General features: G+C 68.4%; 22 protein-coding genes. 2 read left to right on the plus strand and 20 right to left on the minus strand.

Annotation, left to right across the window (positions count from 1 at the left end; all coding sequences use genetic code 11):
* From atpD to rpmE, 14 genes are all read right to left on the minus strand, one after another.
* Positions 1–1,449 (minus strand): F0F1 ATP synthase subunit beta, encoded by a 1,449-nt coding sequence (atpD, locus tag ABFT43_RS09565; RefSeq protein WP_347960120.1) that lies wholly within the window; start codon positions 1,447–1,449, stop codon positions 1–3.
* 63 nt (positions 1,450–1,512) lie between these two features.
* A complete protein-coding gene (locus tag ABFT43_RS09570) occupies positions 1,513–2,433 on the minus strand; it encodes a F0F1 ATP synthase subunit gamma (RefSeq protein WP_347960121.1) in 921 nt (306 codons plus the stop codon).
* Positions 2,434–2,478: 45 nt separating this feature from the next.
* Entirely contained in the window at positions 2,479–4,107 is a 1,629-nt protein-coding gene (gene atpA / locus ABFT43_RS09575; RefSeq protein WP_347960122.1) for a F0F1 ATP synthase subunit alpha, read from the minus strand.
* A 66-nt stretch (positions 4,108–4,173) separates the two neighbouring features.
* A complete protein-coding gene (locus ABFT43_RS09580) occupies positions 4,174–5,523 on the minus strand; it encodes a F0F1 ATP synthase subunit B/delta (RefSeq protein ID WP_347960123.1) in 1,350 nt (449 codons plus the stop codon).
* Positions 5,524–6,015, minus strand: coding sequence for a F0F1 ATP synthase subunit B (locus ABFT43_RS09585; protein ID WP_347960124.1), 492 nt, complete (start codon positions 6,013–6,015; stop codon positions 5,524–5,526). It lies immediately after the preceding gene.
* Between the two features lie 45 nt (positions 6,016–6,060).
* Positions 6,061–6,318 carry a F0F1 ATP synthase subunit C gene (locus ABFT43_RS09590; RefSeq protein ID WP_161059527.1) on the minus strand — a complete coding sequence of 86 codons (258 nt, stop codon included), beginning with the start codon at positions 6,316–6,318 and terminating at the stop codon, positions 6,061–6,063.
* An 81-nt stretch (positions 6,319–6,399) separates the two neighbouring features.
* Entirely contained in the window at positions 6,400–7,176 is a 777-nt protein-coding gene (atpB, locus tag ABFT43_RS09595) for a F0F1 ATP synthase subunit A (RefSeq protein WP_347960125.1), read from the minus strand.
* Positions 7,173–7,586, minus strand: coding sequence for a hypothetical protein (locus ABFT43_RS09600; protein WP_347960126.1), 414 nt, complete (start codon positions 7,584–7,586; stop codon positions 7,173–7,175). Before ABFT43_RS09600 ends, atpB begins: the two co-directional genes overlap by 4 nt.
* Before the next feature lie 330 nt (positions 7,587–7,916).
* Positions 7,917–9,119: an MraY family glycosyltransferase gene (locus ABFT43_RS09605; protein ID WP_347960127.1), complete on the minus strand. Its 1,203-nt coding sequence runs from the start codon at positions 9,117–9,119 to the stop codon at positions 7,917–7,919.
* A gap of 60 nt (positions 9,120–9,179) precedes the next feature.
* Positions 9,180–10,412, minus strand: coding sequence for a serine hydroxymethyltransferase (locus ABFT43_RS09610; protein ID WP_347960128.1), 1,233 nt, complete (start codon positions 10,410–10,412; stop codon positions 9,180–9,182).
* Positions 10,409–11,068, minus strand: coding sequence for an L-threonylcarbamoyladenylate synthase (locus ABFT43_RS09615; protein ID WP_347960129.1), 660 nt, complete (start codon positions 11,066–11,068; stop codon positions 10,409–10,411). The genes ABFT43_RS09610 and ABFT43_RS09615 overlap by 4 nt, the downstream gene beginning before the upstream one ends.
* Before the next feature lie 46 nt (positions 11,069–11,114).
* Entirely contained in the window at positions 11,115–11,993 is an 879-nt protein-coding gene (gene prmC / locus ABFT43_RS09620; RefSeq protein WP_347960130.1) for a peptide chain release factor N(5)-glutamine methyltransferase, read from the minus strand.
* A 5-nt stretch (positions 11,994–11,998) separates the two neighbouring features.
* Positions 11,999–13,075 (minus strand): peptide chain release factor 1, encoded by a 1,077-nt coding sequence (gene prfA / locus ABFT43_RS09625; RefSeq protein ID WP_347960131.1) that lies wholly within the window; start codon positions 13,073–13,075, stop codon positions 11,999–12,001.
* Positions 13,076–13,213: 138 nt separating this feature from the next.
* Positions 13,214–13,426: a 50S ribosomal protein L31 gene (rpmE, locus tag ABFT43_RS09630; RefSeq protein ID WP_347960132.1), complete on the minus strand. Its 213-nt coding sequence runs from the start codon at positions 13,424–13,426 to the stop codon at positions 13,214–13,216.
* A gap of 301 nt (positions 13,427–13,727) precedes the next feature.
* Between rpmE and ABFT43_RS09635 the strand changes: the two genes are divergently transcribed.
* Both ABFT43_RS09635 and ABFT43_RS09640 read left to right on the plus strand, forming a co-directional pair.
* On the plus strand, positions 13,728–14,957 hold the full coding sequence (locus tag ABFT43_RS09635) for a sulfite reductase subunit alpha (protein ID WP_347960133.1): 1,230 nt from the start codon (positions 13,728–13,730) through the stop codon (positions 14,955–14,957).
* Between the two features lie 22 nt (positions 14,958–14,979).
* Positions 14,980–15,963: a ChuX/HutX family heme-like substrate-binding protein gene (locus ABFT43_RS09640; protein WP_347960134.1), complete on the plus strand. Its 984-nt coding sequence runs from the start codon at positions 14,980–14,982 to the stop codon at positions 15,961–15,963.
* 172 nt (positions 15,964–16,135) lie between these two features.
* Here ABFT43_RS09640 and rho read toward each other — a convergent pair whose 3' ends face one another.
* The 6 genes from rho to argS all read right to left on the minus strand — a co-directional run bounded on the left by rho (position 16,136) and on the right by argS (position 25,086).
* Positions 16,136–18,058, minus strand: coding sequence for a transcription termination factor Rho (gene rho / locus ABFT43_RS09645; protein WP_347960135.1), 1,923 nt, complete (start codon positions 18,056–18,058; stop codon positions 16,136–16,138).
* Positions 18,059–18,564: 506 nt separating this feature from the next.
* Positions 18,565–19,530 carry a homoserine kinase gene (thrB, locus tag ABFT43_RS09650; protein WP_347960136.1) on the minus strand — a complete coding sequence of 322 codons (966 nt, stop codon included), beginning with the start codon at positions 19,528–19,530 and terminating at the stop codon, positions 18,565–18,567.
* 67 nt (positions 19,531–19,597) lie between these two features.
* A complete protein-coding gene (gene thrC / locus ABFT43_RS09655; RefSeq protein WP_347960137.1) occupies positions 19,598–20,683 on the minus strand; it encodes a threonine synthase in 1,086 nt (361 codons plus the stop codon).
* Complete coding sequence (locus tag ABFT43_RS09660) at positions 20,676–22,019, minus strand: homoserine dehydrogenase (RefSeq protein WP_347960138.1); 1,344 nt, start codon at positions 22,017–22,019, stop codon at positions 20,676–20,678. Before ABFT43_RS09660 ends, thrC begins: the two co-directional genes overlap by 8 nt.
* Positions 22,016–23,437, minus strand: a complete 1,422-nt coding sequence (gene lysA / locus ABFT43_RS09665; RefSeq protein WP_347960139.1) for a diaminopimelate decarboxylase — start codon at positions 23,435–23,437, stop codon at positions 22,016–22,018. The genes ABFT43_RS09660 and lysA overlap by 4 nt, the downstream gene beginning before the upstream one ends.
* Positions 23,434–25,086, minus strand: a complete 1,653-nt coding sequence (argS, locus tag ABFT43_RS09670; protein WP_347960140.1) for an arginine--tRNA ligase — start codon at positions 25,084–25,086, stop codon at positions 23,434–23,436. Before argS ends, lysA begins: the two co-directional genes overlap by 4 nt.
* Positions 25,087–25,150 lie beyond the last annotated feature (64 nt).

Consider the following 25,150-nt stretch of genomic DNA (forward strand, 5'->3'; position numbering starts at 1 on the left):
CTACTTTCCGGCGATCTTGGCGGCGGCGGCCTCCACGTCATCGAGACCACCGCAGCTGTTGAACGCCTGCTCGGGCAGGTGGTCGAACTCGCCCTTGGCGACACGGTCGAAGGCCTCGATGGTGTCCGCGAGCGGGACGACCGAGCCCTTCTGACCGGTGAACTTCTCGGCGACGAGGAAGTTCTGGCCGAGGAACTTCTGGATTCGACGGGCGCGGGCGACCGTGACCTTGTCCTCTTCGGAGAGCTCGTCCATACCGAGGATGGCGATGATGTCCTGCAGCTCCTTGTACTTCTGCAGGATGCGCTTGACCTCGTTGGCGACGCGGAAGTGCTCCTCGCCGACGATCGAGGCCTCGAGGATGCGGGAGGTCGAGGTCAGCGGGTCCACGGCCGGGTAGATACCCAGCTGCGAGATCGGACGCGAGAGCTCGGTGGTCGCATCGAGGTGCGCGAAGGTGGTCGCCGGCGCCGGGTCGGTGTAGTCGTCGGCGGGGACGTAGATCGCCTGCAGCGAGGTGATCGAGCGGCCCTTGGTCGAGGTGATCCGCTCCTGGAGCTCACCCATCTCGTCCGCGAGGGTCGGCTGGTAACCCACCGCCGAAGGCATGCGACCGAGCAGGGTCGAGACCTCCGAGCCGGCCTGCGTGAAGCGGAAGATGTTGTCGATGAACAGCAGCACGTCCTGGTGCTTCACATCGCGGAAGTACTCCGCCATGGTCAGCGCCGAGAGGGCCACGCGCATACGGGTGCCCGGCGGCTCGTCCATCTGGCCGAAGACGAGGGCGGTGTCCTGGAGGACGCCCATCTCCTCCATCTCGAGCTTCAGGTCGGTGCCCTCACGGGTGCGCTCACCGACACCGGCGAACACCGACGTACCGGAGAACTCACGCGCGATACGGGTGATCATCTCCTGGATCAGAACGGTCTTGCCGACGCCTGCGCCACCGAACAGACCGATCTTGCCGCCCTTCACGTAGGGGGTCAGCAGGTCGATGACCTTGATGCCGGTCTCGAGGATCTCGGTCTTGCCCTCGAGCTCGTCGAAGGCCGGGGGCTTGCGGTGGATGCTCCACTGCTCGCCGTCACGGCCCAGGCCCGGGCTGTCGAGGCAGTCGCCGAGGGCGTTGAACACATGGCCCTTCACGACGTCGCCGACCGGCACGACGATCGACTTGCCGGTGTCGGTGACCGTGGCACCACGGACCAGGCCGTCGGTGGGCTGCATCGAGATGGTGCGCACCAGGTTGTCACCCAGGTGCTGCGCCACCTCGAGGGTCAGCGTCTTGGCAACCGAGGGAAGGGTGACCTCGGTGTGCAGGGCGTTGAACAGCTCGGGGATCGAGCCGCGCGGGAACTCCACATCGACCACGGGGCCGATGATGCGGACAACCCGCCCATCGGCGGAACCCGCCGACTTCGCGGAGGGGGTTTCTACTGCTGCGGTCATGGTGCTTGGGTCACTTCCTCTTATTTCGAAGTTTGGGTCTCGTCGTCGTGGTGGCGCATCCGGCTAGTTCGCCAGGGCGCTCGAGCCGCCGACGATCTCGCTGATTTCCTGGGTGATCTGGGCCTGGCGGAGCTGGTTGGCCTCGCGCGAGAGCGTCTTGGCCAGTTCCTCGGCGTTGTCGGTCGCCGCCTTCATGGCGGTACGGCGGGCCGCAGACTCAGACGCAGCCGAGTCCAGCAGCGCGGCGTAGACCCGCGTGGCCACGTACTTCGGCAGCAGAGCGTCGAGCAGGGTGTCGGCGCTCGGCTCGAAGCTGTAGTTCCGCGAGGGCTTCTCCTCGGGGGAGTCGTCCTCCGACACCACCAGCGGAGCCACCCGACGGACCTCGGGGACCTGCGACAGCATCGACTGGAACCGGGTGTAGACCAGGTGCAGTTCGTCGACGCCCTCCAGGGTTCCGTCACCACCCGGACGCTCGACCTCGGACCCCGAGCCGGCCACGAACAGGTTCACGAGGAACTCCGTCGCGGTCGCGGCGTCGGCGTACTTCGGCGACTCCGAGAAGCCCGTCCACGAGTCCGCGATCTCCTGACCGCGGAAGTTGAAGAACCCGACGCCCTTACGGCCCATCACGAAAAGGACGGCTTCCTTGCCCTCTTCGCGCAGCAGCGAGATGAGCTCGCGCGTCGCCTTGAGCACGTTGGCGTTGTAGCCGCCACACATGCCGCGGTCACTGGTGACCACGAGGATCGCCGCGCGCTTGGGGTTCTCACGCTCGGTCAGCAGCGGGTTGTCCAGTTGCCCCGCATGGCTCGCGAGCTCCGAGAGCACGGTCGTCATCTCTTCCGCGTACGGCTTCGCCGCGGCGACACGTGCCTGAGCCTTCGTGATTCGCGAGGTCGCGATCAGCTCCTGAGCCTTGGTGATCTTCTTGGTCGACTGGACCGACCGGATGCGTGAGCGCAGCTCACGAATGCTGGCCATGAGCCCTCACCCCTTCCTTATCGCAATGTCCGTTGACGTCTGAGATCACTTGCGGATCTTGATCTCTTCGTTCTCGACGTCCTCGGCATCCATTGCCTCGGCCTCGGCCTCGTTGACCACGCGCTTGCCGTCGTGGGTGAGGTAGCTCTTCTTGAACTTGTTGACCTCGGCGCCCAGGATCTCGGCCTGGTCGTCGGTCAGCACCTGACCGCCGGCGATCGAGTCGTAGACACCCTTGGCAGCGTGATGCAGGTGGCTGAGCAGCTGGGTCTCGAAGTTGCGAACGTCGTCCACCGGCACCGAGTCGTAGTAGCCCTCCGAGCAGAGGTAGATCGAGATGATCTCGTCCTCGACCGAGAAGGGGCTGTACTGGTCCTGCTTGAGCATCTCGACCCAGCGGGCGCCGCGCTCGAGCTGAGCCTTCGACGCGTCGTCGAGGTCGGAGGCGAAGGCCGAGAAGGCCTCCAGCTCGCGGAACTGGGCGAGCTCCAGACGCAGCGAACCCGAGACCTTCTTCAGGCCCTTGGTCTGCGCGGCGCCACCGACGCGGGACACCGAGGTGCCGACGTTGATGGCGGGGCGAACACCCTTGTTGAACAGGTCGGACTCGAGGAAGACCTGGCCGTCGGTGATCGAGATGACGTTGGTCGGGATGAACGCCGACACGTCATTGGCCTTGGTCTCGATGATCGGCAGACCGGTCATCGAGCCGCCGCCCATCTCGTCCGACAGCTTCGCGCAACGCTCCAGCAGACGGGAGTGCAGGTAGAAGACGTCACCCGGGTAGGCCTCGCGGCCCGGCGGACGACGCAGCAGCAGCGAGATCGCGCGGTAGGCCTCGGCCTGCTTGGTCAGGTCGTCGAACACGATCAGGACGTGCTTGCCCTGGTACATCCAGTGCTGGCCGATGGCCGAACCGGTGTAGGGGGCCAGCCACTTGAAACCGGCCGAGTCGGACGCCGGGGCCGCGACGATGGTCGTGTACTCCATCGCGCCGGCCTCGTCGAGGGCGGCCTTGACGCCGGCGATGGTCGAGCCCTTCTGGCCGATCGCGACGTAGATGCAGCGGACCTGCTTGGACGGGTCGCCGGTCTCCCAGTTCGCCTTCTGGTTCAGGATCGCGTCGATGCAGACCGCGGTCTTGCCGGTCTTGCGGTCGCCGATGATCAGCTGGCGCTGGCCGCGGCCGATGGCGGTCATCGCGTCGATGGCCTTGATACCGGTGGCGAGCGACTCCTCGACCGGCTGGCGCTCGAGCACGGTGGCGGCCTGCAGCTCGAGGACGCGACGCTCCTCGGCCTCGATGTCACCGAGGCCGTCGATCGGCTTGCCCAGCGGGTCCACCACGCGACCGAGGAAGGCATCGCCGACCGGGACCGAGAGCACGTCGCCGGTACGGCTGACCTGCTGGCCCTCTTCCAGGGTCTCGTAGTCACCGAGGATGACGGCGCCGATCTCGTCCTCTTCGAGGTTCAGGGCCACGCCGAGCACGCCGCCCTCGAACTGCAGGAGTTCGTTGGCCATCGCGCCGGGCAGACCGCTGACGTGGGCGATACCGTCCGATGTGTCGGTGACGATGCCCACCTCCTCGCGGGAGGCCTCGGCATCGAACGACGAGACATACTGCTCGATCGCTCCCTTAATCTCGTCTGGTGAGATCGTCAACTCCGCCATGGGTATTCGTCTTTCTTGCTCAGTCCGGCTGGTGTTTGGGGGTGTTCGCTTCGATGTGCGCTGGGGTCAGCGCGGCAGGCTCTCGGCCGCCTTCGCCAGGCGTGTTGCCACATCGGCTTCGATGACCTCGTCCCCGACGGCGATCCGGAGGCCGCCGAGGATGTCGGGATCGATCTCGGTCTGAACCGAGATGGTGCGTCCGTAGATGGTGCCGAGCACCGAGGCCAGGCGCGAGACCTGGTCCTGCGACAGCGGGGCGGCCGAGACCACATGGGCCACCGACTCTCCCCGGCGTGCTGCCGCCAGCTCGGCGAGCTGGTCGATCGCCACATCGGCCGGCTGGCCGTGCAGCAGAACGATGGTGTGCGCCAACAGAATCCAGGACAGATTCCCGACCTTGTCCCCCACCAACGACTTGAGGAGCTCAACGCGCTTCTCACCGTCGTGGCTGTCGTTGGAGAGCAGCGATGCCAGCTGCGGGTTCTGGTCGAGCAGGCGGGCCACCGAGAACAGCTCTTCCTCGGTCTTCTCGATCACGCCGTCGCGCTCGGCCGCAGCCAGCACGATCAGCGAGTTCTGGCGACGCAGGGCCGCCGTGAAGTCGTTGGCCGTGGACCAACGCTGCTTGACGGCCTCGGTCAGGACGTCGACCACGATCGGCGAGACCTTGCCGCCGAAGAGGTTCTCGACGAGCTTGACCTGGCCGGCGGTGTTGTCCTCGTCCTCGGTGAGCCGCTTGCGGAGCACCGGGTTGGAGTCGAGCAGCGAGATCACCTGGGTGAGTTCGTCACTCGCGGTGACCAGGGCACCGCTGTCGAGCGACGAAGCCTTCTGCTCGAAGGCCCGGGAGACGGCCAGGGCCGAATCCCGGCTGGCGGCGCGCATGGAATGCAGGCCGATCAGATCGGCGTTGCGGGCCACCAGGTCCGACGGACCACCGGCCGACATCGATTCGAGCTCGGTGATGACCCGATCGATGGCCTCCGACTGCGCGCTCGCGTCGGACAGCTGGGACCGGACGATCCTGGTCGCGCCGTCGATGGCGGCAAGACCCAGGTCGTTACGCAGCGAACGCACCAGGGAGGCCCGGTTGAGCTCGGTCTGCGAGCGTCCGTGCTCGGTGATGCGCTTGACCTCGGCCTCCGCCTGGGCGGCGAGGTCCTTCTTGATGTTCTCGGCATCCTCGAGCGCGGCCTTGTGCAGCTCTTCGGCCTCGGCCTTGGCCTCGGCGAGCGCACGATCGTGAGCGGCCTTCGCGTCGGCGACGCGAGCCTTGGCGGCCTCGCTCTCGGCGACCTGCGCGGCGATGGCCTCCTTCTGAGCGGTCACCGCCTTCGAGAGCACGGGTCGCACGTACTTCCAGAAGAGGAAGACGATGATCGCGAGCCCGATCAGGTTTCCAATGACGATGTCCACTTACTTCACCGTTCCTGTCGACTCGTACGCCGCCGACTTGTCGGACGACACCTCGGTACCGAGCACGCGGCTCGCGAGGACCGCCGACAGCCGGTCGACATCGCGGCGAGCAGCCTCGGCGGCACGCTCACCCTCCGCCTTCAACTGCTCGGTGGCCTGGGCGATCGCAGCGTCCGCTTCTGCCGTGGCACGTTGCTTGGCCTCGGACAACAACTCGTTGCCCTCGGCACGTGCCTGGTCCCGAATACCGGTCGCGTCGGCCCGGGCTGCCTTGAGCGCAGCCCGGTATTCGGTGTCGGCATCCTCGTAGCTCGCCGCAGCGGCCCGGTTGTCCTCGGCCGTCTTCGCGACCATGGCTTCACGCTCGTCGAGCACCTTGAGGATCGGCGGCACGACCATCGTCCGGATCACGAGGAAGACGATGACGAAGATGGCCAGGCACACGAAAAAGGTGCCATTGGGGATGAGGAAGTTTCCTGCGGCGAGGTTCATGTTGCGGATGTTCCCTTGATCCTTGGGACCCGGTCAGGGCCGGGATTAAGACTGGCCGGAGATCGGGGTGGCGAAGACGAAGAGCGCCATGAACGCCAGGTTGATGAAGTACGCAGCCTCGACCAGACCCACGGTGATGAAGAACGGGGTGAACAGACGGCCCTGAGCCTCGGGCTGACGTGCGATGCCCGCGATCAACTGAGCGCCGGCCAGGCCGTCACCGATACCGGCACCGATCGCGCCGCCACCCATGATGAGGCCGCCACCGATCAACGCACCCAGACCAATCAGATTGGGATCCATTGAGAACTTTCCTTTCGGGTGAAACTGACACTGAAGTGTCAGGTCTTTGCTCCGGACTCGGCAGTCGCCGGCCGGGTCGTACTAGTGGTGGTCTTCGTCCAGCTCCATCGCCTGGCTGAAGTACAGGATCGTCAGCAGCGCGAAGATGAACGCCTGGATCAGACCGACGAACAGGTCGAAGGACTTCCAGAGTGCATTCGGGGCCCACATGACGTAGACGGGCAGGAGCGCGATGAGCGCGACCATGATGCCGCCGGCGAACATGTTGCCGAAGAGTCGGAGGGACAGCGAGACGGGCTTGGCGATCTCCTCGATGATGTTCACCGGTGCGATCGCGACCGAGTGGCCCTTGAAGAGCTTCACCGGGTGGCCGATGATGCCGCGGCGCCTGAAGCCGGCCAGGTGGTACCAGCAGAAGACGAAGAGCGCGAGGGCGTAGACGAAGTTCACGTCGGAGGCCGGCGGCTTCAGCCATTCGTGGGCGCCGTCCTCGGTGCCGTACTGCGCCGGGATGATCGACAGCCAGTTCGCGACCAGGATGTAGGTGAACAGCGTGACCGCCAGCGGCAGGACGAAGCCTGCGACCTTCATGCCGATCGCGCTCTCGATCTGGTTGCGCATCTGGACGGTGATGACCTCCCAGTACAGCTGCACCGAGTTCGGCTTGCTGGAGGTCATCTTGAACCGCACGAAGAAGGCGAGCGCCAGGACGATGACCGCGGCCACGGCACTGCCGATGACGGTGTCGGTGTTCACGGTCATGCCGAACCACTCTGCGGTGGTGTGGTGGCCGACCTCGATCGCCGGCCCCTCCGACGACTCCTCCGCCTCGGAGGCCAGGTAAGTCAAAGCGCTCATAGCTGCTTACGAAGTCCTTTCATCACCGGAATCACCGTGTTGAGCACCAGGATCACCTGGCCCACGGCGAGCCCGAACATCGCGCCCAGCCCATCGGGCCGGACCAGGAAGGCTGCCACCAATGCGAGAAGCGTGATCGCCCCGAGGCGGTACGCCGAATTGAGAGCGAGCAGTTTCTTGCGGGGGTTCTCCGCGGTCGCCACGTTGTCGACCGCGCGGATGACCAGCTTGGTGTTGATGAACACCAACACCACACCGGCGAGGAAGAACACGGCGAACCACGGGTGACCCAGCACGACGGCGACCGCGCACACCGCGACGGACACGACCGCCGCGATGATGCCGGGCCGGACGAGTCCGGTCGGGGCAGCGGGATAATACACCGTCGAGTCAGGGGCAGATGTGGTCATTCGCCTCTCCTCAACTACGGACCTGTTGCCTTCAGGCACAGGACAACGCGCGTGCGATCGGCGGCATGTCGCCGTCAACCGTAAGCTTGCGGTTTTCTGTGACACTACCAACACCGTCGGGCGCACCGTTCAGGGGGTCGCACGCCGCGGGGAAGGTGATGCATCGAGGTCGATCGATCCGAACCGCCGAATCCGGCGGTCAGGCCGCTCTCGCGTCGCGTCGACCTACTACGGCAGATAGTACACGCTCTTATGCTTCCCTTACCAATGGGCCGGTTTTGCGTAGATTATCGTGCACGCGACGCTCTGACCAGCGGTGACACAATCCGGTCAGCGAGGTCGGCCGGCCAGCCCACGGGTGCGGAACTCGGCGAACCGCCGCGCCAGGCGCGGCGCCATCGTCGCGAGCAGTGCGACGACCAGGCCACCCGCGAAGACCGGGGTGACGACCGACAACGGGAAGAGCGTGCTCGCGGCCGCGGAGAACGCCAGCACCCCGACCCAGAGGTAGATGATCAGCGCCACCCTGCGCTGGGAGTGGCCCAGTTCCAACAGCCGGTGATGCAGGTGCATCTTGTCCGGCGTGTAGAAGCCCACGCCCGCCCTGGTGCGCCGGATCACCGCGAGCAGCATGTCGAGCATCGGTATGAAGACGACGGCGGCGACGAGGATCAACGGCGACAGGAGCGTGAACAGGTCGGCCGGCCCGTAGGCGTTGACCGCGATGCGTCCGGATGCACTCGTCGACGCGGCGGCGAGCATGAGTCCGATGAGCATCGCGCCCGAGTCGCCCATGAAGATGCGGGCCGGTGAGAAGTTGTGCGGCAGGAACCCGAGGCACGCGCCGGCGAGCGCCACCGAGATGAGAGCGGGCGGGTAGTAGCTGACGTCACCGCCCTGGTCCCGGAGCAGGCCGAGCGAGAACATGCAGATGGCCGACGCCGCGATGAGGCCGAGCCCCGCGGCGAGACCGTCGAGGCCGTCGACGAAGTTGATCGCGTTGATCGTGGCCACCGTGATCGCCACGGTGAGCAGGCCCGCCTGCAGCGGGTCGAGGACCACCGTGCCGATGTCGCCGAACGGCACCGGCAGTTGTATCCAGCTGATGCCGAGCAGGACGAGCACCCCGGCGGCGGTGAGCTGGCCCACGAACTTGGTGAGTGCATCGAGGCCCCAGCGATCGTCGACGACGCCGACCAGGACTATCACCGTCCCCGCGGCGATCACCGCGGTCATGTCGGTGGTGTAGGCGAAACCGCGGTTGAGCGCCGGCAGGTTCGCGGCCAGCGCGATACCGGCCACCACCCCGCCGAACATACCGAGACCGCCGAGACGCGGCGTCGGGATGACGTGGACGTCGCGGACGCGCGGCACGGCGACGGCGCCGGCCTTGATCGCGAACACGCGCACCGCCGAGGTCAGCAGATAGGTGATCGCGGTGGCGGTCAGCCCGACGAGCAGCAACTCGCGCAGCGGGACGCCGGCCCCTCCCCCGTCGGTAGCGGCCGCGAGCAACACCTGGGCGCTGTTCATCGGCTCACCACCTCGGGCGCTGCGGAGGACACTCCGGACGACTCGGACACCCCGACAACGCTACCGGGTTGCAGGACCGGTGATCTCACGGCGGATCCGATCGTGTTCGGAGTGATCGGCCGTCGACATCGCGGCCACCATCGCGTCGGCGACGACGGGTATCCGGTCGGCCGTCAGGCCGCGCGCGGCCGGCACCGCGGTCCCGATCCGGATGGCCGACCCCTCGGTGACGGGACGCGCGTCGAACGGCAACACGGCCTTGTCGACGACGATCCCGGCCCGGGCGAGCCGGTGCTGGGCGACGAGCCCGGAGATGTCGAGGGCGGAGACGTCGACGACGGCCTGGTGGGTGTCGGTTCCGCCGGAGACCACACGCAGGCCGCGGGCGGTCAGCTCGGCCGACAGCGCCCGCGCGAGCGCTACCGTCGTGCGCGCGTACGCGGCGAAGTCGCCGGTCGCGGTCTCGGCGAAGGCGACCGCCTTGGCGGCGACGGCGTGCATCGACGGACCACCCTGGGTGAAGGGATGAACGGCCTTGCGCAGCACCGGCTCGTGCTCGGCGCGCGCGAGGATGACCCCGCCGCGGGGGCCGCGGATGACCTTGTTGGTGGAGAAGGTGACGACGTCGGCGTGCGGCACCGGCGACGGCAGCGTCCCGGCCGCGGCGTGTCCGGCGAGGTGCGCGGCGTCGACGAGGAGGATGCACTCGGCCTCGTCCGCGATCTGCCGGAGCAGCGGATAGTCGAAGGACCGCGAGTACGTGGTGGCCCCGGCGACCAGGATGCGCGGTCGGTGTACGAGCGCGAGCTCGCGGACCTGGTCGTAATCGACCTGCTCGTCCTCGCTGCGCAGTCCGTAGTGCAACGGAGTGAACCAGCGGCCCGAGAAGTTCGCCCGAGAGCCGTGGGTCTGGTGTCCGCCGTGCTCGAGCCGGAGCGCGAGCACCGGGTCGCCGGGCTTGGCGAAGGCCGCGAAGACCGCGAGGTTCGCGGCGGTCCCCGACAGCGGCTGCACGTTCGCGTACTCGGCGCCGAACACCTCGCGGGCGCGGTCGACGGCGAGCTCCTCCAGCTCGTCGACCACCTCGCATCCGCCGTGGAATCGCGAACCCGGTTGCCCCTCTGCATATTTCACGTCGAAGACAGAGGCCATCGCAGCCCGGACACCCGGGGTGGGTTCGATCTCGCCGGCGATCAGCTGCAACGACGAATCACGGCGCGCGACCTCACGGGCGATCAGCGCGTCGACCTGGCGGTCCCCCGTGACGGCGCCACCGGTGGCGGTCGGGCTCATGACCCCGACAGCAACGCGGCCACCTCGACGTCGAGCACCTCGGCGACCTGGGCGGCCGTGATCGCACCCTCGCGCAGGATCCTCGGCTCGCCGGCCGACACGTCGACGATGGTCGAGGCCTGCGCGATCGGGGCGGGCCCGCCGTCGAGATAGACCGCGACCTCGTCGCCGAGCTGTTCCTGCGCCTCGGCGACCGTGGTGGCCGGCGAGCGGCCGGAGACGTTCGCACTCGACACCGCCATGGGACCGACCTCGCGGAGTACCTCGATGGCCACCGGGTGCAGCGGCATGCGCAGCATCACGGTGCCGTCGGTGTCGCCGAGATCCCAGGCCAGCGACGGGGCCTGCCGGACGACGAGACTCAGCCCACCAGGCCAGAACGCCTCGATGAGGTCGCGGGCGGCCTGCGGCACCGACAGCACCAGACCGTCGATAGTGTGCCAGGACCCGACGAGCACGGGCACCGGCATGTCCCGGCCGCGGTGCTTGGCCGCGAGCAACGCGCCGACGGCGTCGGAATCGAAGGCGTCGCAACCGATGCCGTACAGGGTGTCGGTGGGGATCACCACCAGACGTCCGCCCTTCGCCGCCCCGACGGCCGCCCGGATTCCCGCCGAACGGCTCTGCGGATCGTTGCAGTCGAAAACTGTGCTCACCCGTCCATACTTTCATGCCTGCGGCGGGGCCCACGGCACAGTGCGCTCAGCGCGCCCGTCGTGCGGTCACGAACCGCGGGCGGCCCGCGAGGTCGCGACGGGCGACGACCTCGTCGAACGCCCCGTGCGCCAGCAGGCAGTCGACCACGGCCTGCGCGGTGGTGTCGTCGTGCTCGATGCCCACGCGTCCGCCGATCTCGAGCATGGACGCGATCACCGGGACCATGGCCACGATCACGTCCATGCCGTCTGCGCCGCCGTAGACCGCGCGGGCAGGGTCGTGCGCGACCTCGGCGGACACCTCAGAACCCAGCGGCACATACGGCGGGTTGGTGACCACCAGCGAGACGCTGCCGTCCGGGATGGCCGGACCGATCTGGGCGGGGTCGGTGACGTCGGCGGCGACCACCCGAACCCGGTCGCGCACCCCGTCCGGCGCGTCGGAGACGTTGCGTCGCAACCAGATCAGCGCCTCGTCGTCGATCTCGACGGCGGTCACGCGCACGGACGGGACCAGGGTCGCGACACCGAGCGCGAGTGCGCCGCTACCGCTGCACAGGTCGACGACGGAGGCATCCGGCGGCAGGGAGCCCGCGATCCCGGCCGCCCATTCCAGTAGGTACTCGGTCTCCGGACGCGGGATGAACACGCCCGGCCCGACGGCCAGTTCCAGCGGACCGAAGGCGGCGGTCCCGACGATGTGTTGCAGCGGGATCCGCTGCGCGCGTTTCCCGACCGCCTCACGGAATGCCCGGGCATGCGGTTCGTCGAGGGTGTCGACGATCACCAGGCGCCCGGGATCGCAGCGCAGAACGTGGGACATCAGCCACTCGGCGTCACGCCGCGCCGAATCGATCCCGGCGGCGGCGAGCCGTGCGGCGGCGGTCCGGATCTCGTCGGCGACCCGCACCGGATCACCCTGCATGCGCCTTATTCGGCTTCCATGCGGGCCTGGCGGTCGGCCGCGGCCAGCGCGTCGAGCAGGGCGTCCATGTCGCCGGCCAGCACCGCGTCGAGGTTGTTGGCCTTGTAGCCGATGCGGTGGTCGGTGATGCGGTTCTCGGGGAAGTTGTAGGTGCGGATGCGCTCCGACCGGTCGACGGTGCGGATCTGCGCGTGCCGACCCTCGGCGGCCGCGGCCTCCGCCTCCTCCTCGGCGGCGGCCTGCAGTCGCGCGGCGAGCACCTGCATGGCACGGGCCTTGTTCTGCAGTTGCGACCGCTCGTTCTGGCAGGTCACGACGATGCCCGTGGGCAGGTGCGTGATGCGGACCGCCGAGTCGGTGGTGTTGACGCCCTGACCGCCCTTGCCGGAGGACCGATAGACGTCGATGCGCAGGTCGGACTCGTCGATCGTGACCTCGGCGACCTCTTCGGGTTCGGGGTAGATCAGCACACCCGCGGCCGAGGTGTGGATGCGGCCCTGAGACTCGGTGACCGGCACGCGCTGGACGCGGTGCACCCCGCCCTCGAACTTCAATCGCGACCACACGCCGTCGCGGGAGGGTTCGCGGGCCTTGATGGAGATCGTCGCCTCCTTGTACCCGCCGAGATCGGACTCGGTGACACCGAGGATCTCGGTCCTCCAGCCGCGGCGTTCGCAGTACTTGAGGTACATGCGCGCCAGATCGGAGGCGAACAGCGCGGACTCCTCGCCGCCGGCGCCGGACTTGATCTCCAGCACGACGTCGTCGGCGTCGTGCGGATCACGCGGGGCGAGCAGGTCGGTCAGCGCGGTGTCGAGCTCGTCGACCTTCTCCTCGAGCGCCGGGATCTCCGCGGCGAACGACGGGTCGTCGGCCGCGAGCTCACGAGCCGCCTCGAGGTCCTCGCGGGCCGCTTTGAGCTTGTGGTAGGTCGCCATGATCGGCGCCAGTTCGGCGAACCGCTTCCCCACCCGGCGCGCGGCGGCCGGGTCGTCGTGCAGCGACGGGTCGGCGAGCTGACGTTCGAGACCGGAATGCTCGGCCAGGATGTCATCGATGGCCGACGGACTCTGCGTACTCACTGCGAACCTCACTTGCGAAAGACGAATCCGGCGGGAGTTGCACTTCCACTGTGCACCCCTCCCGGACAGGGTGGGAAAGCCCGGCCAAACACAAACGACGCCCGACCCGACTCTGTCGGGCGGGCGTCGCTCGGTGGCCTACTTGGCGCGCTTGCCGTAGCGCTTCTCGAACCGGGCGACACGACCGCCGGTGTCGAGGATCTTCTGCTTGCCCGTGTAGAACGGGTGGCACTGCGAGCAGACTTCGACGTTGATCCGACCGTTGGCAGCGGTGCTGCGGGTCTCGAAGGTGTTGCCGCAGCCGCACACGACGGTGGTCGGCAAGTACTCGGGATGGATTCCCTGCTTCATGACTGGCTGTCCCTTTCTGATGGTCGCCGGGTCACCGTCGCCTCTCGACGGTGTGAACCGGAACCGGACTCGACCGCTCAGTATGCCACGTGGGATGTTCGGCACGGAAATCGCACCCCATCGCCCACGCCGCGGTCGCAGAGGTCTCAACACCGCGGCGCCCGCCCGCATTCCCTCCACCGCCGGGAGCACGCTGTCCTGGGAAAACAGCGGAGAAGATCACACCCGGAAGACCTGTTAAGGGTCACCTAACGTGTAGTACCGTGGCGTCGCTCCCCCACAGATCACGAAGGGTATCTGCATGTACGACGCCTCGACCGGCTCCGGACTGTCCCTGGACACCTCCCCGATCGAACCGTCTGGCAGCAGCACCGCCGCACCGGAACGGCGCAGAACCCGGCCCGCGCGGTCCCCGTGGAACCGCCGCAATCCGTACCCGGCGACCATCGTGGCCAACCATGTCCTGTCGGGCCCGGGATCGGCCAAGGAGGTCCGGCACATCGAGATCTCGCTCGGCGACAGCGGGATCACCTACGAACCCGGCGACGGCATCGGTATCACCCCGGTCAACAACCCGGAGCTCGTGCAGGCGATCATCGAGCGCCTCGGCGCCACCGGGGAGGAGATCATCGCCGACCGCAAGGCCAGCTACACCCTCCGCGAGGCCCTGACCAGCCGGTACGAGATCGGCACTCCGTCGAAGTTCCTCGCCAGGGCCGTGGCCGAGCGCACCGGACACCCCGAACTGTCGCGTCTGATCGAGGCCGGTGACGCGCAGGCACTCGACGCCTGGTTGTCCGCCCGCGACGTCCTCGACCTGCTCGACCTCGACTCCGGCCCGACGTTCACCCCGGAGGAACTGCTCGAGGAGCTCAGCCCGCTCGCCCACCGCGAGTACTCCATCTCGTCGAGCCCGACGGTGCACGAGGGCTCCGTCCACATCACGATGGCCACCGTGCGCTACAGCTTCGACGGGCGTGACCGCGGCGGCGTGTGCTCGACCCATCTGGCCGACCGCTGTGCGCCCGGCGACACCGTCAACGTCTTCATCACGCCCAACAAGTCGTTCCGTCTCCCCGACGACGACGTGGCGATCATCATGGTCGGCCCGGGCACCGGCATCGCGCCGTTCCGCGGCTTCCTGCATCACCGCGCGGCCTCCGGATCGACCGGCCAGAACTGGCTGTTCTTCGGCGACCAGCACCGCGACACCGACTACCTCTACGCCGAGGAGCTCGACCGCTTCGTCACCGACGGCCTGCTCGATCGCCTCGACCTCGCCTTCTCCCGCGACCAGGAGCACAAGATCTACGTGCAGGACCGGATGCGCGAGAACGGCGCCGACCTGTTCGACTGGCTCGAGGCCGGCGCGCACGTCTACGTGTGCGGCGACGCAGACACGATGGCCGGCGACGTCGACGCCGCGCTGCACGAGATCGTCGCCGAGCACGGCGACCTCGGCGCCGACGGCGCCCGCGATTACGTCGAGGCGCTCCGCTCGGCCGGTCGCTATCAGCGCGACGTCTACTGATCGCCACCGATCCGGTGACGCCGTGACCGACCCCGCCGAGCACCCGAACCCGCCGAGTGACCTCGAAACCCTGCTCCGCACGCCGGGTTTCGACGAGTCGACGGTGATCGACGACATCGCTGCGATCGCGACTCGGCTGCCCACGCTCGGTCAGGTCGTGGGCGTGACGGTGGCCGGACCGGTGATCATGAACGCGGTGGGCGTCCACGCGACGCCCGTCCGCGTCGGCGATCCGCTGCGTATCGGCACCGACGAGATCGTGTTGCGGCTCAACCCTTCTCGGTTGTCATCGACACTGCTCACCGATCCGTCGGCACAGGTCCCACCCACTCTGCGGCTGTTCGACCTACACGGGAACACTTCGCACGCCACGTATCTCACGGACGACTCCGACCGGATGGCGTTCGAGTCGCTCGCGGCGACCGCACGCCCCTTCGACGACACCACCGGCCTCCGCCCCGTTCCCGACGAACTCGACGTTCTCCCAACGTTTTCACGGATGGTCGGGGTCGAGCAGCACACCTGGTTCGGCGCGGACAGCCGCCACGACGCGGACTGCGGCGACCAGGTCGGCATGTTCGACTCCATCCTCACCGACGGCGGGGTGTCGCGCCGGATGGCGCTGGCCGCGGGCCGGGCACGCGGCGTGCGCGTCGATGCGCGTCGGGTCGTCGCCGCACTCGAACACGCCGCGCTGCTCGGCATGATCGCCACCGCCGCCACCGCCGCACCCGGCTGCATACAGATGCGCCAGGGCCGTCTCCACGGCGCACGGGAACATCGCGGGCAGATGGTGCTGGCTTCGGGCGAATCGCGCGTGATGATCAACTTCAACCACGTCACCGAATGCTGGGTCACATGGTCGCAGGGCCCGTGGGGCGAGACCGCGGCCATCGAACTCTACGATCGCGCTTCACGGTGCTGCCTGGTCCTCACCCATGCCGGCGCGGTCGCCCGCGCCACATTCGACGCGTGGGATCACCTGACGGGCGATCTGGTGGGCTGAAGCCCTCTGGGCGATCGGGCTCTCCGGGGCCGGGCGATCACGGCACTCCCCCATCGGGTTTCGGTTACCCGAGCGACTTCGATGCCCGGGACCCATCGACCATCTCGACAAACCACACGGCCCCGTCCCGCGCGAAGCGGAACGGGGCCGTGTCGTTCACGACATGTGCGGCTCAGTCGTCCCCGCCGGCTCCCGGAGCGGTCTTCTGGACCGACATCAGGAACTCGACGTTCGTCTTGGTCTTGCGCAGCTGGCTGATGAGCAGGTCGATCGCCTGCTGCGAGTCCAGGCCGGACAGCAGCCGCCGCAGCTTGTGGACGATGGCGAACTCGTCCGGCGACAGCAGGAGCTCGTCCTTGCGGGTGCCCGACGGGTTGACGTCGACCGCCGGGAACACGCGACGCTCGGCGATCTTGCGATCGAGCTTGAGCTCGGCGTTGCCGGTGCCCTTGAACTCCTCGAAGATCACGGTGTCGCCGGTCGAGCCGGTCTCGACCATCGCGGTCGCGATGATGGTGAGCGAACCGCCGTTCTCGATGTTGCGCGCTGCACCGAGGAAACGCTTCGGCGGGTACAGCGCGGTGGAATCGACACCGCCGGAGAGGATTCGGCCCGACGCCGGCGAGGCGTTGTTGTAGGCGCGGCCCAGGCGGGTGATCGAGTCGAGCAGCACCACGACGTCCTTGCCGGTCTCAACGAGACGCTTCGCGCGCTCGATGGCGAGCTCGGCGACCGAGGTGTGATCGGACGGCGGGCGGTCGAAGGTCGAGGCGATGACCTCGCCCTTCACCGAGCGCTGCATGTCGGTGACCTCTTCCGGACGCTCGTCGACAAGGACGACCATCAGGTGGCACTCGGGGTTGTTGACGGCGATCGCATTGGCGATGTCCTGCAGGATCGTCGTCTTGCCGGCCTTCGGCGGCGAGACGATCAGGGCGCGCTGACCCTTTCCTATCGGCATGATCAGGTCGATCACGCGGGTCGACAGACGGTCCGGCGTGGTCTCGAGGCGCAGGCGCTCGTTCGGGTACAGCGGTGTGAGCTTGTTGAACTCGGGACGACGCTTGGCCGCCTCGACGTCGCCGCCGTTGACGGTGTCGATGCGCACCAGCGGATTGAACTTCTGCCGCTGGTTCTGCTGCTCGCCCTCGCGCGGCACCTTGACCGCGCCGGTGATGGCGTCACCACGACGCAGGCCGTACTTGCGGACCATGTTCATGGACACGTAGACGTCGTTCGGGCCGGCCAGATAGCCGGAGGTCCGCACGAACGCGTAGTTGTCGAGCACGTCCAGGATGCCGGCGACGGGCTGCAACACGTCGTCCTCGGACACCTGCGGCTCGTTCTGGGTGTCGCGGTCACGTCCGCGGCGGCGCTCGCGGAAGCGTCGTCCGCGGCGGCGGCCACCGCCGCCCTCGCCGTCGTCATCGCGATTCTGGGAATCGCCGCGGTTCTGGCCACCCTCGCGGTTCTGGTTGTCGCGGTTCTGGTTGTCGCGGTTCTGGTTCCGGTTGCGGCGATTGCGCTGCTCACCGGTCTCATCGCCCCGGACCTCGCCCTTGTCCTCACCGGACTTCTCGGTGCCGGACCTCTCGGTGCCGGGCTTCTCGGCGCCCTTGTCGCCGGCGGGCTTCTCGGCCCCCGTGTCGTCGGCGGCCCTGGTCTCGGCCTTGTCGTCGGCCTTCTCGGCCGTCTTGGCGTCCTCGGTCGTCGCGGCACCGTTGCGTCGACGCGAGCCACCGCCGGTCTCGGCGGGCTCAGCGGTCTCGGTGATCGTCAGCTGGGCGTCGTCGTCTGCCGCGGCCTTCGGGCTGCGACGGCGCGTCTCGGCCTTCTCTGCCTTCGCCTCGGCCTTCGGTGCGTCACCGGCGGCCTGGCGCTCCTTGATGGCGGCGATGAGATCGCCCTTGCGCATCCCGGACGTGCCCTTGATGCCGAGTTCACCGGCGACGGTCCGCAGTTCGCTGAGCACCATGCCCGAGAGTCCGGTGCGGGCGCGCGAGCGTGTCTTGGTGGCCGTCTGCCCCGACTCGGGGCCGGCCGAGCCCGCGTTTTCCTGCTCGGAAGGTGCGGTGATCAGGTCCGTATCGGTCACGGAAGTCCTTTCGTTCCTCCCACAGACGAGAGCCGTGTGAGGTCTACATTTCCCTGCGGCGTACGCGAGGGAGTCCGTCCGCGTTGGACGGCTAGGGGTGAACGGTCAGAAATGATGTTCAGGTCCCGCAGCGAGCGTGCTCGGGAACCACCCGCGCTTCGGCACCGTCGACAGAGACCACGACCCCGGCCGGATGCGACCGGTTCCCCGATCGGTGATGGATGAGAAGCACGGCAGGACAAGCCCGCGCGGCTAGACCAGAATATGTTAACCCCGTTCGCATGATAGGGGCAACACGCCGAAAGTGCCAAATGAGGGCACGAATCGGAGGTCGTTCCGGTCAGGTGCGGGCCTCGAGCCCCACTCGGGTGCGGCCACCGCTGAACACACAGGCCTCAACGCGTGTCACCACGGTGGGTATTCCCAGCGCGCCTCCCGGCGAAACCTCACCGGCCGCGGCCCGCCCCGACGTGTATCGGGTGTACGCGGCCGACGCCCACGAACCGTCAGCCGATGCTGATGTCGACGCCGCCGGCGATCGCCACCGAATGCGTCGTGAAGCCGTGCCGCTGCGCGAGCATCCGGACCTCGCTCGGCACCGGCGCGGTGCCGAGCACGAGAACCGTCGGACCTGCACCGGAGACGGTTGCCGCGTGCCCGCGGGCACGCAGCTCGGCGACCAGTACGGCGGTGGGGGCCATCGCCGACGCCCGGTAGGGCTGGTGCAAGCGGTCGGCGGAGGCCGCCATCAGGTTGCGCGGATCCGAGGTGAGCGCCACCACGGCCAGGGCGGCCCGGCTCAGGTTGAAGATCGCATCCTCGCGGGGCACCGAGTCCGGGAGCAGGCCACGGGTGAACGAGGTCGACGACTCGGTGTCCGGGACGAACACGGTGGCGCAGACGTCGGGATGCACGGTCAACCGGTGCGCATGGTAGGAGTTCACACCGTCCGCGGACTCGGTCCACGTGACGACGGCCGAGCCCAGCACGCTCGCGGCGGCGTTGTCGGGATGGCCCTCGAACTCGCTGGACAGCTGTACCAGTTCGTCCTCGGACAGACCGTCGCCGAACCCGGCGGCGGTGATCAGGCCGGAGGCGGCGGCGAGTCCCGACACCGCCGCGGCGGCCGAGGACCCCAGGCCTCGCGAGTGCGGGATCGCGTTCACGCAGCGCAGCTTCAGCCCCGGCGCCGACACACCCACGTGGGCGAGACCGCGCTCGAGCGCACGCACGACGAGATGGGATTCGTCGCGCGGCACGTCCGCGGCGCCCTCTCCCTCGACGTCGAGTTCCACCCCGGCGTCGACCGTCTCGACGATGACCTCGTCGTAGATGCCCAGCGCGATGCCCAGGCAGTCGAAGCCCGGTCCCAGATTCGCACTCGACGCCGGGACCCGGACGCGCGCGGAGACGCCGACGGGGAGCTGTCGAGGGGCGACCTCGGGCTGCGTCATCTCATCGGGCTGCGTCATCTCAGCGGTTCTCGTCATCTCGCCGGGTTGGGTCATCTCACCTGCGGTCATCTCGCCGGGCACCTCCTCAGCCGACCCCGAGTGCCCTGGCGACCGCCACCGGATCCACCGGGACGGCCTCGACCTCGGGGATGCCCGCCAGCGCGGTGTCCGGATCCTTCAGCCCGTTGCCCGTCACGGTACAGACGACCGTCGACCCGGCCTCGATCCAGCCGTCGGCCCGTGCGGCGAGCAGGCCCGCGACGCTCGCGGCGGACGCGGGCTCGACGAAGACGCCCTCCCGGCCGGCGACCAGACGGTAGGCCTCGAGCAGCTTCTCGTCGGTGGCCGCGCGGAACTGGCCGCTCGACTCCTCCTTGGCGGCGACGGCCTGGTTCCAGCTGGCCGGCGAGCCGATTCGGATGGCGGTCGCGATGGTCTCCGGGTCCTTCACCGGGGCACCGTTGACCAGCGGCGCGGCGCCTGCGGCCTGGACGCCCAGCATGCGCGGGCGCGACGTCGAGACGCCGTCCTCGAAGTACTCGGTGTAGCCCTTCCAGTACGCGGTGATGTTGCCCGCGTTGCCGACCGGCAGCGCGTGCACGTCGGGGGCGCGTCCGAGGACGTCGACGATCTCGAAGGCGGCGGTCTTCTGGCCCTCGATGCGGGCCGGGTTGACCGAGTTCACCAGCTCGATCTCACCGAACTCCGCCGTCGCCTTGCGGGCGAGCTCGAGGCAGTCGTCGAAGTTGCCCTGGACCTGGATGATCTTGGCGCCGTGCATGACCGCCTGGGCGAGCTTGCCCATCGCGATCTTGCCCTGCGGGATCAGCACCGCACAGGTGATGCCGGCGCGGGTCGCATAGGCGGCGGCCGAGGCCGAGGTGTTGCCGGTCGACGCGCACAGCACCGCGGTCTTGCCGTTGTTCACCGCGTTGCTGACGGCCATGGTCATGCCGCGGTCCTTGAACGAACCGGTCGGGTTGAGACCCTCGACCTTCAGGTAGACCTCGCAGTCGGTCAGCGACGACAGATACGGCGCGCTGATCAGCGGGGTGCCACCCTCGAGAAGGGTGACCACCTTCCAGTCATCGGCGACGGGCAGCCGCGAACGGTATGCCTCGATCAGGCCGGGCCACGCGCGGTGCACGGGCGCAGAAGTCGCTTCAGTCATCGGTACCTTCCAATCGCAACACACTCGACACCTTGATGACGGCGTCCATGTCCTCCAGCGCCGCAACGCAATCCGACTGCGCCCGGTCCGGGGCGCGGTGCGTCACGACGATCAGGCGGGCGTCGTCGCCCGCGCCTTCCTGGCGCACGGCGGCGATGCTCACCGACCGCTTCGTGAACTCACCGGCCACCTGTGCGAGCACTCCCGGCCGGTCGGAGACGCGCATCGAGATGTAGTAGCGGGTGGGTACGTCGTCGATCGGGGCGATCGGCAACGAGGCGTAGGTGGACTCCAGCGGCCCGCGTCCGCCGTGGACGCGGTTGCGCGCGGCCATCACCAGGTCGCCGAGCACGGCCGACGCGGTCGGGGCACCGCCGGCGCCCTGTCCGTAGAACATCAGGCGGCCGGCGTTCTCGGCCTCCACGACGACGGCGTTGAAGGCGCCGTTCACGCTCGCCAGTGGGTGGCTCAGCGGGATCAGCGCGGGGTACACCCGCGCCGAGATGCGTTGTCCCCCATCGGCATCGTGGACGCGCTCGCAGATCGACAGCAGTTTGATGGTGCAGTCGAACTTCTTCGCGGCGATCAGGTCGTCAGCGGTCACCGAGGTGATGCCCTCGCGGTAGACGTCGGCGGCGGTGACGCGCGAGTGGAACGCGATCGAGGCGAGGATCGCGGCCTTCGCGGCGGCGTCGTAGCCCTCCACGTCGGCGGTCGGATCGGCCTCCGCGTAACCGAGACGGCCCGCCTCGGCGAGCGTCTCGGCGTATCCGGCGCCCGTCTCGTCCATCGCCGAGAGGATGAAGTTCGTCGTGCCGTTGACGATTCCGGCGACGCGCTCGACGGTGTCGCCGGCCAACGACTGCATCAGCGGCCGGATCACCGGGATCGCGCCGGCGACGGCGGCCTCGAAGTACAGGTCGACCTTCGCCTCGGCGGCCGCGGTCGCGAGCTCACCGGTGTACTCCGCGAGCAGCGCCTTGTTGGCGGTCACCACCGACTTCCCGTGCTCGAGCGCGGTGCGGATCAGCGCACGCGCCGGGTCGATGCCGCCCATGAGTTCGACGACGATGTCGACGTCGTCGCGGGCCACGAGCGCCGCCGGGTCGTCGGTCAGCAGGTCCTGGCCGATCTTGCGCGGCCGGTTCAGATCCCGCACGGCGACGCCGCGCAGTTCCACCGGCGCGCCGACGCGCGAGCGCAGGTCGTCGGCGCTCTCGGTGATGATGCGCACCACCTCGGCGCCGACGTTCCCCATCCCGAGTACCGCCACCCCGATGGGTCGCACGGCGTTCACCTCGCTTGTGTCGCTTTTCTTCTGATCAGTTCCGGTCACGAGCCCACCTCCAGGCCGAGGAAGTCGTCGATGGTCTCACGACGCAGCAGCAGACGGGCCTGCCCGTCCTTGACCGCCACGACCGGCGGCCGCATGGTCATGTTGTACCGGCTCGACATCGAGTAGCAGTAGGCGCCGGTCGCCGCCACCGCGATGAGGTCACCGGGGCTCAGATCCTCCGGCAGCCAGCAGTCCTTGATGACGATGTCGCCGCTCTCGCAGTGCTTTCCGACGACGCGACAGACGACTGCCGAGGCGGTCGAGACCCGGGAGACGAGCCGCACGTCGTATTCGGCCTGATAAAGCACCGTGCGGATGTTGTCGCTCATCCCGCCGTCGACGGAGACGTAGCGGCGCACCGCACCGCCGCCGAGCTCCACGTCCTTGATGGTGCCGACGCGGTACAGCGTGATGGTGCCGGGTCCGGCGATCGCGCGGCCGGGCTCGACCGCGATGGTGGGCATCGGCAGGCCGACGGCGTCCGACTCGCGCCGCACGATGTCGGCCAGCGTCTCGGCGACCTTGCCCACGGGCAGCGGGTCCTCTTCGGGGAGATACGAGATGCCAAGTCCCCCACCGAGATCCACAATCGACATCTGCGAGGTCTTCTCGATGCCGAACTCGGCGACCACATCGTGGAGCAGGCCCAGCACACGGTGCGCGGCGAGTTCGAAGCCGTCCATGTCGAAGATCTGGGAGCCGATGTGGCTGTGCAGGCCGACCAGACGCAGGTTGTCGGTGGCGAACACGCGACGGATGGCGTTCATCGCCACCCCGCCGGCAAGGGCGAAGCCGAACTTCTGGTCCTCGTGCGCGGTCGAGATGAACTCGTGGGTGTGGGCCTCGACACCGACCGTCACCCGGATCAGCACGTCGGTGACGACGCCGCGGTCCCGGGAGATCGCGTCGAGCCGGTCGATCTCGATCATGGAGTCGAGGACCACATGGCCGATCTTCGCGTCGACCGCGGCGGCCAACTCCTCGACACTCTTGTTGTTGCCGTGCATGGCGATCCGCTCGGGCGGGAAGCCGGCGCGCAGCGCGACCGCGAGTTCGCCGCCGGTGCACACGTCGAGCGAGAGTCCCTCTTCGGCGACCCAGCGCGCGACCTCGCTGCACAGGAATGCCTTGGAGGCGTAGTGCACGCGGCCATACGGGCCGAAAGCGGCCATCATGTCGCGGCACCGCGATCGGAAATCGGCCTCGTCGAGGATGAACGCCGGCGTCCCGAACTCCTCGGCGAGTTGTCCGACGCCGACGCCGGCGATGCGGAGTTCACCAGCGTCGTCGCGGGCGGCATTGCGCGGCCAGACCTGTGCCGGGATCTCGGCGAGGACCGCCGGGTCGTTGGGCCGCTGCGCCAGGTGCGGCGCGGCGAGCAGTTCGGCGTGACGCGGGCCGGCCGGGTGCGCGCTCACATCTGCTCCGGAGCGCTGACGCCGACGAGTGCCAGACCGTTGGCCAGCACCTGACGGGTGGCCTCACACAGCGCGAGACGCGCGCGGTGGATGTCGGCGACCTGTTCGTCACCCTGCGGCAGCACCCGGCACTTCGCGTAGAAGCGGTGGTAGGTGCCGGCGAGGACCTCGAGGTAGCGGCACACGCGATGCGGTTCGCGCAGCGACGCCGCGGTGGCGACGACCTCGTCGAAGTCGCCGATGGTGCGGATGAGCTCCCCCTCGGCCGGGTCGTCGAGCAGGTCGAGGTGATCCAGCGAGGACACCACGCCCAGATCGGCGGCGTTGCGGGCCAGTGCCGACATGCGGGCATGCGCGTACTGCACGTAGTAGACCGGGTTGTCGTTGGACTGCTTGGTGAGCAGGTCCAGGTCGATGTCGATGTTGATGTCGACCGACGAGCGGATCAGCGAGTAGCGAGCCGCGTCGACACCGACCGCGTCGACCAGGTCGTCGAGCGTGACGACGTTGCCCGCGCGCTTGGACATGCGCACCGGCTTGCCGTCCTTGACGAGGTTGACCATCTGGCCGATCAGCACCTCGACGCTGTCCGGGTCGTCGCCGAGCGCGGCCGCGGCGGCCTTGAGGCGGCTGATGTAGCCGTGGTGGTCGGCGCCGAGCATGTAGATGCACAGGTTGAAGCCGCGGTTGCGCTTGTCGCGGTAGTAGGCGATGTCGCCGGCGATATAGGCGGCGTTGCCGTCGCTCTTGATGACGACGCGGTCCTTGTCGTCACCGAAGTTGGTGGAGCGCAGCCACCAGGCGCCGTCCTTCTCGTAGAGGTTGCCGTTGGCCTTGAGCTCGGCGATGCACTCGTCGACGAGCCCGGTCTCGAACATCTTGTTCTCGTGGGTGTAGACGTCGAAGTCGGTGCCGAACTCGTGCAGGCTCGACTTGATGTGGTCGAACATCAGCTCCACGCCGACGGCGCGGAAGGTCTCGACCCGTTCCTCCTCGGGCTTGTCGAGCACATCGGGGACCTGCTCGACGACCTTCGCGGCGATGTCGGTGATGTAGGTGCCGGCGTAGCCGTCCTCGGGCACCGGCTTGCCGAGCGCGGCGGCCTCCAGCGAACGCGCGAAGCGGTTGATCTGCTCGCCGTGGTCGTTGAAGTAGTACTCGCGGGTGACATCGGCGCCCCGGGCGGCCAGGACGCGGCCCAGCGCGTCGCCGACGGCGGCCCAGCGGGTGCCGCCGAGGTGGATCGGGCCGGTCGGGTTGGCCGAGACGAACTCGAGGTTGATGATCGAGCCGGACAGCTCCTCGCCCCGGCCATAGCGCTCGCCCTGTTCCAGGACGGTCGAGACGACGGTGTTCTGGGCGGCGGCGCCGAGCCAGATGTTGACGAACCCGGGACCGGCGACGTCGGTCTTCGCGATGCCCTCGGCTGCGGCGAAGGCCTCGGCGAGCCAACCGGCGAGCTCACGGGGAGCCACGCCGAGCCGCTTGCCGAGCTGTAGGGCGATGTTGGTGGAGTAATCGCCGTGGTCGGCGTGACGCGGGCGCTCGACGGTGATGGAGTCGGGCACCAGGGTCTCGTCCAGTCCGTGGTCGCGGACCACGGTGAGGGTCACGGCGCGCAGCAGCGCAGCGAGGTCGGCGGGAGTCACGGGACACCATCCTATTGGCCGAGGCCCGTCCATCGATAATCGCACCCTCCCAGACCCGGCGCGA

The sequence above is a fragment of the Gordonia aurantiaca genome (assembly GCF_039939235.1).
GTDB lineage: Bacteria > Actinomycetota > Actinomycetes > Mycobacteriales > Mycobacteriaceae > Gordonia.

What these genes read in the sequence shown, in the direction of transcription:
- ABFT43_RS09610 (WP_347960128.1), bottom strand. Translation starts at nt 10,412, where the DNA reads ATGAGCCCGACCGCCACCGGTGGCGCCGTCACGGGGGACCGCCAGGTC.
- atpD (WP_347960120.1), bottom strand. Translation starts at nt 1,449, where the DNA reads ATGACCGCAGCAGTAGAAACCCCCTCCGCGAAGTCGGCGGGTTCCGCC.
- ABFT43_RS09585 (WP_347960124.1), bottom strand. Translation starts at nt 6,015, where the DNA reads ATGAACCTCGCCGCAGGAAACTTCCTCATCCCCAATGGCACCTTTTTC.
- ABFT43_RS09590 (WP_161059527.1), bottom strand. Translation starts at nt 6,318, where the DNA reads ATGGATCCCAATCTGATTGGTCTGGGTGCGTTGATCGGTGGCGGCCTC.
- thrC (WP_347960137.1), bottom strand. Translation starts at nt 20,683, where the DNA reads ATGACTGAAGCGACTTCTGCGCCCGTGCACCGCGCGTGGCCCGGCCTG.
- prmC (WP_347960130.1), bottom strand. Translation starts at nt 11,993, where the DNA reads ATGCAGGGTGATCCGGTGCGGGTCGCCGACGAGATCCGGACCGCCGCC.
- atpB (WP_347960125.1), bottom strand. Translation starts at nt 7,176, where the DNA reads ATGAGCGCTTTGACTTACCTGGCCTCCGAGGCGGAGGAGTCGTCGGAG.
- ABFT43_RS09600 (WP_347960126.1), bottom strand. Translation starts at nt 7,586, where the DNA reads ATGACCACATCTGCCCCTGACTCGACGGTGTATTATCCCGCTGCCCCG.
- ABFT43_RS09570 (WP_347960121.1), bottom strand. Translation starts at nt 2,433, where the DNA reads ATGGCCAGCATTCGTGAGCTGCGCTCACGCATCCGGTCGGTCCAGTCG.
- rpmE (WP_347960132.1), bottom strand. Translation starts at nt 13,426, where the DNA reads ATGAAGCAGGGAATCCATCCCGAGTACTTGCCGACCACCGTCGTGTGC.
- atpA (WP_347960122.1), bottom strand. Translation starts at nt 4,107, where the DNA reads ATGGCGGAGTTGACGATCTCACCAGACGAGATTAAGGGAGCGATCGAG.
- ABFT43_RS09635 (WP_347960133.1), top strand. Translation starts at nt 13,728, where the DNA reads ATGTACGACGCCTCGACCGGCTCCGGACTGTCCCTGGACACCTCCCCG.
- thrB (WP_347960136.1), bottom strand. Translation starts at nt 19,530, where the DNA reads ATGACGCAGCCCGATGAGATGACGCAGCCCGAGGTCGCCCCTCGACAG.
- ABFT43_RS09605 (WP_347960127.1), bottom strand. Translation starts at nt 9,119, where the DNA reads ATGAACAGCGCCCAGGTGTTGCTCGCGGCCGCTACCGACGGGGGAGGG.